The sequence below is a fragment of the Oceanicella actignis genome, from assembly GCF_008124525.1.
In the GTDB taxonomy this organism is placed as follows: Bacteria; Pseudomonadota; Alphaproteobacteria; order Rhodobacterales; family Rhodobacteraceae; genus Oceanicella; species Oceanicella actignis.
Window position 1 is genome coordinate 130,507 of sequence record NZ_VNHJ01000004.1, and the last position, 13,058, is coordinate 143,564.

Here is a 13,058-nt window from a genome sequence, read left to right on the forward strand (position 1 = left end):
TCAAACCCGATCACGATGCCGCGCGCCGCCCTCAGCGCGCCCGGCGGCGCATCAGCCCGCGCGCCGGGTCGTAGCCGACCATCGCCAGCGCCCAGAACGCCGCCAGGGCCAGCGCCGTCCAGCCCGCCGCCGCCCAGTTCATCTGCCCATAGAGCGCGAAGCGCACCAGCTCGACCGCATGGGTGAAGGGGTTGAGTTCGCAGATCCGCCCCAGCAGCGGCGAACTTTCCTGCATCTTCCACAGCGGATAAAGCGCCGTGGACAGGAAGAAGGTGGGAAAGATGACGAAGTTCATCACCCCCGCGAAATTCTCCAGCTGCGTGATGGTCGAGGACAGCGCCAGCCCCATCGCCCCCAGCATCAGCCCCGTCAGCATCAACGCCGGCAGCGCCAACGCATAGCCCTCGAGCGGCGCGCGCACGCCCCACAGCGCCGCCGCCGCCAGGAAGACGTAGACCTGCAGCAGCGACACCGCGCAGCCCGCCGCCAGCTTGCACGACAGCAGCCACCAGCGCGGCAGCGGGCTGGTCAGCAGCAGCCGCATGGACCCCGTCTCGCGGTCATGCACCAGCGACAGCGACGACTGCATGCCGTTGAACAGCTGGATCATCGCCGCAAGCCCCGGCACGATGTAGACCTCGTAGGTGACGTAGGTCTGATATGGCGGCGTGATCGACAGTCCCAGCGCCGCGCGGAACCCCGCCGCGAACACCAGCAGCCACACCAGCGGCCGCACCAGCGCGGCGAAGAAGCGCGCGCGCTGGGTCAGAAAGCGCAGCGCCTCGCGCGCGACGATGGCGCGCAGCGCCGCCAGATGCGCCCGCGCGCCAAGGCGCGGCGCCGGGCGCGCGCCCCCCGCCCCCGGGGCGCCGGGGCCGCGCAGGCCGGGCGCGGATTCGGGCACGGATTCGGGGGCGGACTCGGGGGCGGATTTGGGCGCGGATCCGGCGCTCATGCCGCCTCCTCGGCCGGGGCCAGCGCGGCGAAGGTCTCGGCCAGCGGACGCCCGGCGCAGATCTCGTCCGCGCGGCCCGCCGCCGCCACGCGCCCGCGATGCAGGATCACCACGTCGTCCGAGGCGCGCACCTCGTCCGTCAGATGCGTGGCCCACAGCACGCACACCCCGTCCTCGGCCAGGTCGTGCACATGCGCCACCAGCGCCGCGCGCGCGCGCGCGTCGAGCCCCGCGGTCGGCTCGTCCAGCAGCAGCAGCGACGGATCATGCACCAGCGCGCGCGCGATCTCCATGCGCCGGCGGTGCCCGCCATTGAGCGCGCGGGCCTTCTCATGCGCGCGCTCGCGCATGCCCAGCCGTTCGAGCGCCGCGTCGATGCGCCGGTCGGCCTCGCGCCCCGACAGGCCATGCAGCGCCGCGAAATAGCGCATGTTGCGCCGCACGCTCAGATCCAGATCGATGGCCGGCTGCTGGAACACCACGCCCATGCGCGCCAGCGCCGCGCGCGGCGCGCGGCCAAGGTCGGCCCCCGCCGCCACGATGCGCCCGCGCGCCGGCGTCGCCAGCCCCGTGAGCAGCGCGAAGAGCGTCGACTTGCCCGCCCCGTTCGGCCCCAGCAGCGCGCAAAAGCGCCCCGGCGCGACCGAGAAGCCGACGTCGCGCAGCGCCTCGCGCGCGCCATAGGCGAAGCTGACCCCCTGCACGCTCAGCCCTCCGGCCAGCCCGGCGGCCAGAGCCCCCTCGCCCGCGCCCATGCGCGCCCCGCTCACGCCGAGAACCGGTCCCTGATGGCCGCAAGACCCGCCTCGTAGACGGCCGCGACCACGCGGTCGGCCTCCTCGGCGTCGGGAATCGCCGGCTCGAAGCTGGCCGACCAGAAGACCCGGCAGCCCTTGCCGCGGGCGAAGACGGTGAAGGTGGACAGGTAGTCCTCGACCGGCAGCGGCCCCTCGACGATCTCGTAGCGGTAATGATGAGGCCCCTGGTCGACCAGCCGCTCGAGCATCAGCGCCCCGTCCGCCAGGCGCAGATGCCGGTGCAGGTCGCCGTCCAGCTCGACCAGCTCGCAGCTCTCGACCAGCGGGTGCCAGTCGGCGATGGCGCCGAAGCCGCCCACCGCGGCCCACACCCTCTGCGCGTCCGCATCGAGATCAACCCAGCGCTCGACCCTGTCCCGGGGTTCGCGATCGCTCATGCCCTGCTCCTTTCGCCTGGCGCGCAGCGTCCGCCGCGGCGCGCGCCGTCAGGTTCCACCGCCCGCGCGCCGCGGTCAATGGCGCGCTTCGGGGCCGCGATCGGGGCGCCGCGATCCGGGGGGCGCGCCGCGCCCGCGATACGATGCCGCAAGCGCGCAACGCGGGCGCAAGCCGCGATCGCAACCGCCCGCCGCGGGGGCCCCGGAGCCGCCGCCGCGCGGGCCGGCCCCGCCGCTCAGGGCCGCCAGGCCGCGCCCCAGGGATAGCGGCCGACCTTGATCGTCTTGACGGCCTCGCGCGCGGCGACGTCGATCACCGTCACGTCGCCCGACACGCCGTTGGTGACGAAAAGCAGCCTGTCGTCGGGCGTCATCGCCATGTGCCAGGGGCGGCGCCCGACCAGGATGTAGTCCAGCACCTTGCGGCCCGGCACGTCCACCACCGCGACGTGGTTCGCCGGGCCCAGCGCGACGAAGGCCAGCGAATCGTCCGAGGTCATCTTGAAGCCCACCGGCTGGATGAGGTCGGGGTTCACGCCGCGGATCTCGAACCCGATCTTGCCCAGAAGCTCCTGCGTGGCGGCGTCGAACACGCTGATCGTGCCGCCGATCTCGGACGAGACCCAAAGCTGCTTGCCGTCATGGGTGAACTCGGCGTGGCGGGGGCGCTGATCGACCAGCGTGTTGGCGAAGATCCGGTGCGTGTCCGCGTCGATCCAGTGCGCCATGGACGAGGTTTCCGAGGTAACGATCACCACCTTGCCGTCGGGGCTGACCGCCATGCCCTCGGGCTCGACCCCGACGTCGATCTGCGCCAGCACCGTGCGCGCGGCGGTGTCCACGACGGTGGCCACGGCGTCGTCCTCGTTGGCGATGTAAAGGCGCCGGTCGTCGGGGTGCAGGATGAACTGCTCGGGGTCCTCGCCCGAGGGCAGGTTGTGCAGCAAGGCGCCCGTCTCGGGGTCGATGACCTGCACCGCGTCGGAATCCGAGGCGCAGACATACAGCCTGGAGTAGTCGCGCGAGAAGGTGACGCCGCGCGGGCGCTCGCCCACGGGGACGGTGCGCGTGACCGACAGCGACTCGACGTCGATGACCGAGATCGCGTCGTCCTTCTCGTTCGTCACCCAGATCTCGGCGCCTTGCGCGCCGGCGGGCGCAAGCGCCGTCAGCGGCGCCAGGGCGACAAGCAGCGGCGCAATCCGTGCGCGGATGCTCATGAGGTCATTCTCCCTTGTCTTCGAAGGCCGCGCAGCCGGCCTCGGGTTGGTCGTAGCCGAGCGTGTCGAGCTCGGTGACGCGGTGCAGGAACCCCTCGATCGGCGCCTGCGCGACCAGCGCGCGCGGATGCGTCAGCGGAATCGGCTGGCGCAGCTGGCCGTTCCACGCGCGGAAGCTGAGCTTGCGGCCCTTGAAGCCGCCCATCTCGAAGGCGCCCGACAGAAGATGCGCGCGCAGCGCCCGCGGATCGTGCGGATCGCGCCCCGCGGCCAGGCGCGTGACCGCCTCGCCCACCGCGCGCGCCGCCGCCCAGGCGGCGTAGTCCTCCGAGGTCATGTCCCGCCCGGCCAGATCGCGAAAGCGCGACTGCAGCTGCGCCGCGCCCCAGGCCTCGACCGGGCGCGACCAGGCGACGGGCTCCATGCCCTCGGTGCCGGCGACCGGGCGCGGGCTGAAGGTGTTGTAGGGGATGTAGCGGTCCCAGTCGTCGGCCTCGTCGGCCAGGATCAGCACGTCGTGCTCGGGCGCCTGGGTCAGCAGCGGCGCCTCGGACGAGGCGGTGCGGCGGATGTCCGCGTCCAGCGGCCATTCGCGCCGCTCGACGATGCGGGCGCCGAACTTGGCCGCCGCGCGCGCCATGGCGTCGGCGAAGGCGCGGTCCTGCGCGCCGCGGCCCTCGATCACGAACCAGCGCGTCCAGCGCTTGCGCACCAGGAACTGGGCCAGCGCGTCGGCCAGCATGGCGCGGCTGGGGATCGTGTGCAGCACGTTGGCGCGGCACGCCCCGCGGCGCAGCGCGTCGTCGCGCGCGGCGGCGTTGAAGATCAGCGCGCCCGCCGCCTCGGGCATGTCCGCGAGGGCGAGCAGATCCTCGGCCGGGGCATTCGCGATCACCGGCGCGCCGCGCGCCAGCGCCGCGCGGGCGGCGGCGGCGAAGTCGCCCTCGGGCGGGACGACGAATTCGCTCAGCCGCCAGCTCTGGCCCAGAAAGCGCCCCATCGCCGCGTTGTCGGCCACCCCCAGCCGCGCCCCCGCGAGGCCCAGATCCGCGGGGCGCGGGTCGAGATTCGACAAGACCGGCCTGGGCGCGGGCGCGCGTTCCAGATAGACGATCTCGAACGCCTCGGCGTCCTGCGCCGCCGGCGCGCGCGCCGCCCCCAGCGCCAGCGCGGCGCCCAGCAGCAACCGGGCGGCCCCGCGCGTCTTCGCCCCGATCCAGCTCGTCATCCTTCCTCCGCCCTCGACATCGGGGGCGCACGCGCGCCCCTCGTCCACCTTGCCCGCGGCGCCGCTTCGCGCAAGGCGACGCGCCGCTTCCTCAAGCGCGCGCCGGCGCGCGGCAATCATGTTGCGCGCCTGCGCGCGCGGCCATCGCCTTGCGCACCTTCGCGCGTGGGAGCATCTTGCGCGCCTTCGCGCGTGGGGGCGATACGACGAAAGAACGGCGCCGCAGCGCCCGCGCCGCAACCAAAGTTCAATGGCGCAACCATGGCCGGCGCCCCTAGATGAACGCAACGGAAACCGACCCCGCCGGCCCACCGCCGCGCGGTCCAGATCCAGGGAGGATCAGCCTTGCCACACCGCCGCCCCGCGGCCCGCGCCGCGCTCGCCCTCGTCCTCGCCGCCGCCGCCACCGCCGCGCATGGTCATGGCGACGTCGCTCCGCAACCCGTCGAGACGGGCTCGCTGCCCGATCTGGGCGAGGAGTGGCTGGACGAGAACCCCTACCGCTCGATGGGCCGCGAGGTGCTGGAAGAGGCCGTGCGCATCGGCGCCTCGGGCTTCAACCAGAACTGCGCGCGCTGCCACGGGCTGGGCGCGGTGTCGGGCGGGCTGGCGCCGGACCTGCGCTATCTGAGCGCTGATTTCGACGGCGACGAGTGGTTCGTCGAGCGCTTCCGCCACGGCTACACCCAGAACGGCATCACCAAGATGCCCGCCTTCGGCGAGCTGCTGGGCCAGAAGGCGGCCTGGGCGATCCGCACCTATATCGAGACGCGCCCCGACAACGAGGCGCTCGAGCCGCATGCCGAGCGCCTCAGGCAGATCCGCGACGAGCTGGCCGCCGGCGTGGACGACGCGCGCGCCGCGCAGCTGCGCGCCGAGCTCGAGGCCATCGCCGAGCAGATCCCCACCCTGTCGGGCGCCGAATACGCCGACTCGCCCGCGCGCGAGGCGGCGCTGGCCCTGGCCGAGGGGGCGGCGGGCGCGCACAAGGCCGCCGAGCAGCTGACCATCGGCCTTTCCGCCTCGCATTGAGGCGCGCGCGGGCCGGGGCGACCAAGGCGCCATTGACCGGCCCGCCCCGCGGACGGAGAATGCGCGCATGAGCGACGGGCGCAAGAGGAACGGCATGGCCGCGCGGAACGGAAGGCGGCGCTTCGTGCTGGGCGCGGCGGCGGCGCTTGGCGCGGGGCTGGGCGCGGGGCTGGGCGCGCCGGCCGCGGGCCGCGACAGGCCGCAGAACGCCGGGCGCGACGTGGTCGGGCAGTCGCTCGACCAGATCGTCGAGCGCGGCTGGATCGAGATCGGCGTCTATGACGCCTTCCCCCCGTGGTCCTACGAGCAGGACGGCCGCGCCGAGGGCGTGGACGTCGAGATCGGGCGCCTGATCGCCCGGGCGCTGGACGTCGAGCCGCGCTTTCGCCTCGTCGGCGCCGACGAGACCGTGGACGACGACCTGCGCAACCATGTCTGGAAGGGCGACGTGATCGAGCGCAAGGTGGTCAACGTGCTGATGCACGTGCCCTACGACCGCGAATTCGCGCTGCGCAACGATCTGGCCGTGATCACGGGGCTCTACATGACCGAGACGCTGGCCATCGCCTGGCGCCGCGATGCCTTCGCGCCCGACGAGCGCCCCAGCCCCGCCTATTTCCGCTACGCAAAGGTGGGGGTCGAGACCGACTCGATCGCGGACCTCTACCTTCTGGGCGCGGCGCGCGGCGCCCTGCAACAGAACGTGCGCCACTACCCCAGCACGGCCGCCGCCATGGCCGCCATGGCCGCCGGCGAGGTGCCCGCCGTGATGGGGCCGCGCGGCCAGCTCGAGGCGGCGCTGACCGAGGGCATGGCCGTGCACGCGCCGCCCCTGCCGGGGCTGGCGCGCCCCTCCTGGCCGCTGGGGGTCGCGGTGCGCCACACCTACCGCGCGCTGGGCTACGCCGTGAACGACGCCGTGCGCGCCGCGGTCGAGGACGGGCGCGTCGCCGCCATCTTCGCGCGGCGCGGCCTGACCTACGCGCCGCCGGTCTGGTGACGTGCCCCCGGACCCGAGCCGGAGAAGGAGAGACGCCATGACGCCCGCACCCCGCACCCGCGCCCCCGCCGCGCTGGCCGCGCTGGCCGCGCTGGCCGCGCTGTCGGCCGCCGCGCCCGCGCGCGCGCTCGACGCGCCCCGCGTCAAGCTGGACGATCCCTTCGCCAGCGGCATGTGGGACTACCACCAGGTGATGCTGCTGGGCGACCCCGACCGCATCGCCTTCGACGATCGCGTGCGCGTGCTGGCCCCCGCCTCGGCCGAGGACAGCTTTCACGTTCCCGTGCTGGTCGACGCGCGCGCGCTGGGCGATGTCGAGATGATTGTGGTCAGCGTCGATTACGGCCCGATCCCGCACATCCTCACCTACCGCCCCGGCGGGGCCGAGCCGCGCATCGCCCTGCGCTTCAAGATCGACCAGGCCACGCCCGTGCGCGCGGCCGCCCGCACCTCCGACGGCGCATGGCATGTGGGCGGCGCCTATGTGGACGCCGCCGGCGGGGGCTGCACCGCGCCCGCCGCCGCCTACGCCACCGACGACTGGGCCGACCGGCTGGGCCAGGTGCGCGGGCGCGTCTGGCCCGACAGCGGACGCGTGCGCTTCGTCGTCGACCATCCCATGGACACGGGCCTTGCGGACGGCATCCCCGCCTTTTTCATCGAGACCCTGACCGTCGCCCCCGACGGCGGCGCCGCGCCCGCGCGCATCGAGCTGCACGAGCCGGTCGAGGAAGACCCCGCATTCACCCTGTTCTGGCCCCCGGGCGCGATCCGCGAGGCCGCGCTGCTGGAAGGGCGCGACAACAACGGCAACGAGATCCGCGCCGAGCTGCGCGCGGCGGTGGGCCAATGAGCCCGCGCCGCCCCCGGTGCGCGCCGCGCCGCGCCGCCCCCCGGCCGGCGCGCGGCGGGCCCGACGCCGCCGCCGTCCCCGCCGCCCCGGCTGCGTTGTCGCGCCGCCAGGCGCTGCGCTGCGCGGCGGCCCTTGGCGCGGCGGGCCTCGCGGCGGGCGCGCTGGGCGGCGCGGCGCCGCTCTGGGCCGAAGCGCGGCGCGCCTATGCGCTCGAGCCGCGCCAGGTCGCCGCCGGCATCTGGATGATCGAGGGCCGGCGCGAATACTTCTCGGCCGAGAACGGCGGCGCCATCGTCAACTGCGCCCTGATCGAGACCGACGAGGGCGTCCTGGCCGTCGATCTCGGCCCCTCGCTGCGCTTCGGCGAAGAGCTGCGCGCCGCCGCGCTGCGCGCCACGGGCAGGCCCGTCTTCGCCGCCCTCGTCACGCATCAGCACCCGGACCACTTCATGGGCGCGCAGGCCTTCGCCGACCTGCCCGTGCTGGCGCTGGCCGAAACGCAGCGCCAGATCGCCCTGCATGGCGACGCCTACGCCGACAACATGTATCGCCTGCTGGGCGACTGGATGCGGGGCTCCGAAGCCACGCCGCCCAACGCGGTCGTCGAGCCGGGCGAGGTCGCGCTGGGCGGCCGCCCCTTCCTGGCGCTGGCCCTGTCGGGGCACACGCCGGCCGATCTGGCGCTGCTCGACCGGCGCACGGGCACGCTGATCGCCGGAGACCTCGCCTTTCTCGACCGCGCGCCGACCACGCCCGACGCCGATCTCGACGCCTGGCGGCGCAGCATCGACCAGCTGGCCGCGCTCGACGCCGCGGCGACGCTGCCGGGCCATGGCCCGATCGACCCCGAAGGCCGCGCGCTGCGCCAGACGCGCGCCTATCTCGACTGGCTGGACGGCGCGCTGCGCGACGGCGCCGAGCGCGGGCTCTCGATGCCCGAGCTCATGGCCGCGCCGCTGCCGCCCGAATTCGCGGCCATGGGCGTGCAGCCGGACGAGTTCGCGCGCTCGGTCGTTCACCTTTATCCCGCCTATGAGCGTGCGGCCATGCCGCGCGCCGATCACGGCTGATCCCCGCCCGCGCCGGCCGCTCATGGCCGCGCCGCGGCGCACTTGCAAGGAAAGACGCGCATGGAACTCAAAGGCTCCCGCATCATCAAGGCCCCCCGCGCCCAGGTCTGGGCCGCGCTCAACGACCCCGAGGTGCTGCGCCAGTGCATCCCCGGCTGCCAGGAGCTGACCGGCAGCCCCGAAGAGGGATTCGAGGCCACCGTCACGCAGAAGGTCGGCCCGGTGAAGGCCACCTTCAAGGGCGCGGTGCAGCTTTCGGACGTGGTCGAGGGCGAAAGCTACCGCATCTCGGGCGAAGGCAAGGGCGGCGCGGCCGGCTTCGCCAAGGGCGCGGCCAATGTGCGCCTGAGCGACGTCGAGGAGGGGACCGAGCTCACCTACGAGGTCGAGGCCAGCGTCGGCGGCAAGCTGGCGCAGCTGGGCTCGCGGCTGATCGACGGCTTCGCCAAGAAGATGGCCGATCAGTTCTTCACCCGCTTCAAGGAGGTCGTCGAGGGCCCCGATGCGCAGGCCGAAGCCGAGGCCGAAGCCGCCGAGGGCGCGGCCGAGGGCGACGCGCCGAAGAAGAAGAGCTGGCTGAGCCGCATCACCGGCTGAGCCGTCGTGCGACAGGGAACAGGGAGACGGAACGCATGACGATCGTATCGATGCGGGTGAACGGGCGCGCGGTTGCGGGCGAGGTGGAGGACCGGACGCTTCTGGTGGAGTTTCTTCGCGAGGGTCTTTCGCTGACGGGGACGCATGTTGGGTGCGACACGTCGCAATGCGGGGCGTGCGTGGTGCATGTGAACGGCGCGGCGGTGAAGTCGTGCACGATGCTTGCGCTGGAGGCGCAGGGGGCGGAGGTGACGACGATCGAGGGGATGGCGGCGCCGGACGGCTCGCTTGGGGCGATCCAGCGCGCGTTCCAGGAGCATCACGGGCTTCAGTGCGGGTTCTGCACGCCGGGGATGGTGATGAGCGCGGCGGCGCTGCTGCGCGAGAACCCGTCGCCGAGCGAGGCGGAGGTTCGGGCGTATCTGGAAGGGAACATCTGCCGCTGCACGGGGTATCACAACATCGTGAAGGCGATCCTGGCGGCGGCCGAGGAGCTGCGCGCGGCGCCCGCGGCGGCCGAGTGAGGCGGCGGCCGGGCCGCGCAGGGGCCCGGCGGGGAAGGCGGGGCGGCGCGCGGCGCCGCCCGGGGCCCGCGGCGCGGCCGCGGGCGCGAAAACGGGCGGGCGCCGAGCGCGGCCCGCAAGGGAGGACGAGCGAATGCCGAAGGATTTCGGGATCGGGGCCGCGTCGAAGCGGCGCGAGGACGTGCGGTTCCTGACGGGGAACGGCAAGTATGTGGACGACATCAACCTGCCGCGGCAGGCCTATGTGCATTTCCTGCGCTCGCCGGTGGCGCATGGGCGCATCCGTTCGATCGACGTGTCGGCGGCGGCGGCGGCGCCGGGGGTGCTGCGGGTGTTCACGGGCGAGGACTTCAAGGATGTGGGCGGGCTGCCCTGCGGCTGGCAGGTGACGGACAAGCACGGCCAGCCGATGAAGGAGCCGCCGCACCCGGTGCTGGCGCAGGGCAAGGTGCGCCATGTGGGCGACCCGATCGCGGCGGTGGTGGCCGAGACGCGGGCGCAGGCGCGCGCGGCGGCCGAGCTGATCGCGCTCGACATCGAGGAGCTTCCGGCGGTGGTGGACATGCGCGCCGCGCTCGAGCCGGGCGCGCCGCTGGTGCATGACGAGCTGGGCGACAATCTGTGCTACGACTGGGGCTTCGTCGAGGAGAACAAGCCCGCGGTGGACGAGGCCTTCGCGCGCGCGCACCATGTGACGACGCTCGAGCTGACGAACAACCGCCTGGTGGCGAACCCGATGGAGCCGCGCGCGGCGATCGGCGACTACGACCCCTCGACGGACGAGCACACGCTCTACACCACCTCGCAGAACCCGCATGTGATCCGGCTGCTGATGGGGGCCTTCGTGCTGGGCATTCCCGAGCACAAGCTGCGCGTGGTGGCGCCGGATGTGGGCGGCGGCTTCGGGACCAAGATCTTCCACTACGCCGAAGAGGCCTTCTGCACCTTCGCGGCCAAGGCGCTGCGCCGGCCGGTGAAGTGGACGGCGGACCGCTCGGAGGCGTTCATGTCGGACGCGCACGGGCGCGACCACGTGACGAAGATCGAGCTGGCGCTGGACGAGAACGGCAAGTTCCTGGCGCTGCGCACCGACACGCTGGCCAACATGGGCGCGTATCTGTCGACCTTCGCGCCCTCGGTGCCGACCTGGCTGCACGGGACGCTGATGGCGGGCAACTACACCACGCCGCTGATCCATGTGAACGTGCGCGCGGTGTTCACCAACACCGTGCCGGTGGACGCCTATCGCGGGGCGGGCCGACCCGAGGCCACCTTCCAGCTCGAGCGCGTCATCGACAAGGCCGCGCGCGAGATGGGCATCGACCCGGTCGAGCTGCGCCGGCGCAACTTCATCAAGCCCGACCAGTTCCCCTACCAGACGCCGGTGGCGCTGACCTACGACACGGGCAATTACGACGCCACCATGGACAAGGTGCTGCAGATGTGCGACCGCGACGGCTTCGCGGCGCGGCGCGCCGAGGCGGCCGCGCGCGGCAAGCTGCGCGGGCTGGGCATCGCCAGCTACATCGAGGCCTGCGGCATCGCGCCCTCGAACCTGGTCGGCCAGCTGGGCGCGCGCGCGGGCCTTTACGAGAGCGCGACCGTGCGCGTCAATCCCACGGGCTCGATCTCGGTCTACACCGGCTCGCATTCCCACGGACAGGGGCACGAGACCACCTTCCCGCAGGTCATCGCGCAGATGATCGGCATCCCCGAGGACCAGATCGAGATCGTCCATGGCGACACCTCGAAGATCCCCATGGGCATGGGCACCTACGGCTCGCGCTCGCTGGCGGTGGGCGGCTCGGCCATGGTCCGCGCCGCCGAGAAGGTGATCGCCAAGGCGCGCAAGATCGCCGCCCATCTGATGGAGGCCGCCGAGGGCGACGTCGAGCTGGCCGACGGGCGCTTCACCGTCAAGGGCACCGACAAGTCCGTGGCCTGGACCGACGTCACCCTGGCCGCCTACGTGCCCCACAACTACCCGCTCGAAGAGATCGAGCCCGGCCTTGAGGAGACCGCCTTCTACGATCCCTCGAACTTCACCTACCCCGCCGGCGCCTATGCCTGCGAGGTCGAGGTCGACCCCGAGACCGGCAAGGTCGAGGTCGTCGGCTTCTGGGCCGCGGACGATTTCGGCAACGTCGTCAACCCCATGATCGTCGCCGGCCAGGTCCATGGCGGCGTCGCCCAGGGCATCGGCCAGGCCATGCTCGAGCGCGCCGTCTACGACGCCAACGGCCAGCTGCTGACCGGCTCCTACATGGACTACGCCATGCCGCGCGCCTCCGACCTGCCCTTCATCGAGGTCGACCACAGCTGCGCCACCCCCTGCACCCACAACCCGCTGGGGGTCAAGGGCTGCGGCGAGGCCGGCGCCATCGGCGCCCCGCCCGCGCTGGTCAACGCCGTGCTCGACGCCCTCAACGCCGGCGGCTTCAAGGTCGATCACATCGACATGCCCCTGACCCCCGACCGGGTCTGGGCCGCCATGCACGGCTGACCCCGCCCCGCGGCCCCGCCCGGGGCCGCGGCTTCGTCCATTCCGCGCGCGCGCCCCGCGCCGCGCCCCGCTCCGCAGGAGACCCGCATGCACGCCTTCGAATTCGTCAAGCCCGCCTCGCTGGCCGACGCCGTCGCCGCCCTGCGCGCCGATCCCGAAGCCCGCCCCCTGAGCGGCGGCCAGACCCTCATCCCCACCCTCAAGCAGCGCCTCGCCCAGCCCTCGCGCCTGGTCTCGCTCGCCGGCATGCCCGAGCTGACCGGCGTCTCGGCCGAGAACGGCGCGCTCACCATCGGCGCCGCCACCCCCCACGCCGTCGTCGCCCGCGAGGCCGCCCAGGCCTTCCCCGCCCTGGCGCGCCTGGCCGCCGGCATCGGCGATCCGGCCGTGCGCAACCGCGGCACCATCGGCGGATCGCTGGCCAACAACGATCCCTCGGCATGCTATCCCGCCGCCGTGCTGGGAACCGGCGCCGCCATCGTCACCGACCGGCGCGAGATCGCCGCCGACGACTTCTTCGAGGGCATGTTCGCCACCGCCCTCGAAGAGGACGAGATCATCGCCCGCGTCCGCTTCCCCATCCCCGCCGCCGCCGACTACCAGAAGTTCGAGCAGCCCGCCTCGCGCTTCGCCCTCGTCGGCGTCTTCGTCGCCCGCTACGACGACCATGTCCGCGTCGCCGTCACCGGCGCGTCCGAAAACGGCGTCTTCCGCTGGACCGAGGCCGAACAGGCCCTGCGCGAGAACTTCGCCCCCGAAGCCCTCGACGGCCTCGCCCTCAGCCCGGACGGCATGATCGAGGACATCCACGGAACCGCAGCATACCGCGCCCACCTCGCCGCCGTCCTCACCAGACGCGCCGTCAAAAACGCAAACTGAAA

At 73.2% G+C, this 13,058-nt stretch carries 13 protein-coding genes; 8 read left to right on the top strand and 5 right to left on the bottom strand.

What is annotated here, in order from left to right; translation table 11 throughout:
* Window positions 1–31: 31 nt before the first annotated feature.
* The 5 genes from LY05_RS07715 to LY05_RS07735 form a co-directional block, all read right to left on the bottom strand.
* Window positions 32–955, bottom strand: a complete 924-nt coding sequence (locus LY05_RS07715) for an ABC transporter permease (protein WP_148922729.1) — start codon at window positions 953–955, stop codon at window positions 32–34.
* A complete protein-coding gene (locus tag LY05_RS07720) occupies window positions 952–1,710 on the bottom strand; it encodes an ABC transporter ATP-binding protein (RefSeq protein WP_072745635.1) in 759 nt (252 codons plus the stop codon). Before LY05_RS07720 ends, LY05_RS07715 begins: the two co-directional genes overlap by 4 nt.
* Window positions 1,711–1,721: 11 nt before the next feature.
* Window positions 1,722–2,150, bottom strand: a complete 429-nt coding sequence (locus LY05_RS07725) for an SRPBCC family protein (protein WP_148922730.1) — start codon at window positions 2,148–2,150, stop codon at window positions 1,722–1,724.
* A gap of 236 nt (window positions 2,151–2,386) precedes the next feature.
* A complete protein-coding gene (locus LY05_RS07730) occupies window positions 2,387–3,370 on the bottom strand; it encodes a YVTN family beta-propeller repeat protein (RefSeq protein WP_148922731.1) in 984 nt (327 codons plus the stop codon).
* A 4-nt stretch (window positions 3,371–3,374) separates the two neighbouring features.
* Complete coding sequence (locus LY05_RS07735; protein WP_148922732.1) at window positions 3,375–4,598, bottom strand: ABC transporter substrate-binding protein; 1,224 nt, start codon at window positions 4,596–4,598, stop codon at window positions 3,375–3,377.
* Window positions 4,599–4,943: 345 nt separating this feature from the next.
* On the opposite strand from LY05_RS07735, the gene pedF reads away from it, so the two are divergent.
* The 8 genes from pedF to LY05_RS07775 all read left to right on the top strand — a co-directional run bounded on the left by pedF (window position 4,944) and on the right by LY05_RS07775 (window position 13,056).
* Complete coding sequence (gene pedF / locus LY05_RS07740) at window positions 4,944–5,630, top strand: cytochrome c-550 PedF (RefSeq protein ID WP_072745631.1); 687 nt, start codon at window positions 4,944–4,946, stop codon at window positions 5,628–5,630.
* 67 nt (window positions 5,631–5,697) lie between these two features.
* Entirely contained in the window at window positions 5,698–6,630 is a 933-nt protein-coding gene (locus LY05_RS07745) for a substrate-binding periplasmic protein (protein ID WP_249041893.1), read from the top strand.
* Between the two features lie 37 nt (window positions 6,631–6,667).
* A complete protein-coding gene (locus tag LY05_RS07750) occupies window positions 6,668–7,483 on the top strand; it encodes a quinoprotein dehydrogenase-associated SoxYZ-like carrier (protein ID WP_148922733.1) in 816 nt (271 codons plus the stop codon).
* 95 nt (window positions 7,484–7,578) lie between these two features.
* Window positions 7,579–8,553, top strand: a complete 975-nt coding sequence (locus LY05_RS07755; protein WP_249041894.1) for a quinoprotein relay system zinc metallohydrolase 1 — start codon at window positions 7,579–7,581, stop codon at window positions 8,551–8,553.
* Between the two features lie 60 nt (window positions 8,554–8,613).
* Entirely contained in the window at window positions 8,614–9,150 is a 537-nt protein-coding gene (locus LY05_RS07760; RefSeq protein WP_072745629.1) for an SRPBCC family protein, read from the top strand.
* A 35-nt stretch (window positions 9,151–9,185) separates the two neighbouring features.
* Complete coding sequence (locus LY05_RS07765) at window positions 9,186–9,674, top strand: (2Fe-2S)-binding protein (RefSeq protein WP_148922735.1); 489 nt, start codon at window positions 9,186–9,188, stop codon at window positions 9,672–9,674.
* Window positions 9,675–9,807: 133 nt separating this feature from the next.
* A complete protein-coding gene (locus LY05_RS07770; protein ID WP_148922736.1) occupies window positions 9,808–12,177 on the top strand; it encodes a xanthine dehydrogenase family protein molybdopterin-binding subunit in 2,370 nt (789 codons plus the stop codon).
* 87 nt (window positions 12,178–12,264) lie between these two features.
* Window positions 12,265–13,056, top strand: coding sequence for an FAD binding domain-containing protein (locus LY05_RS07775; RefSeq protein ID WP_148922737.1), 792 nt, complete (start codon window positions 12,265–12,267; stop codon window positions 13,054–13,056).
* The last annotated feature ends 2 nt before the right edge of the window (window positions 13,057–13,058 follow it).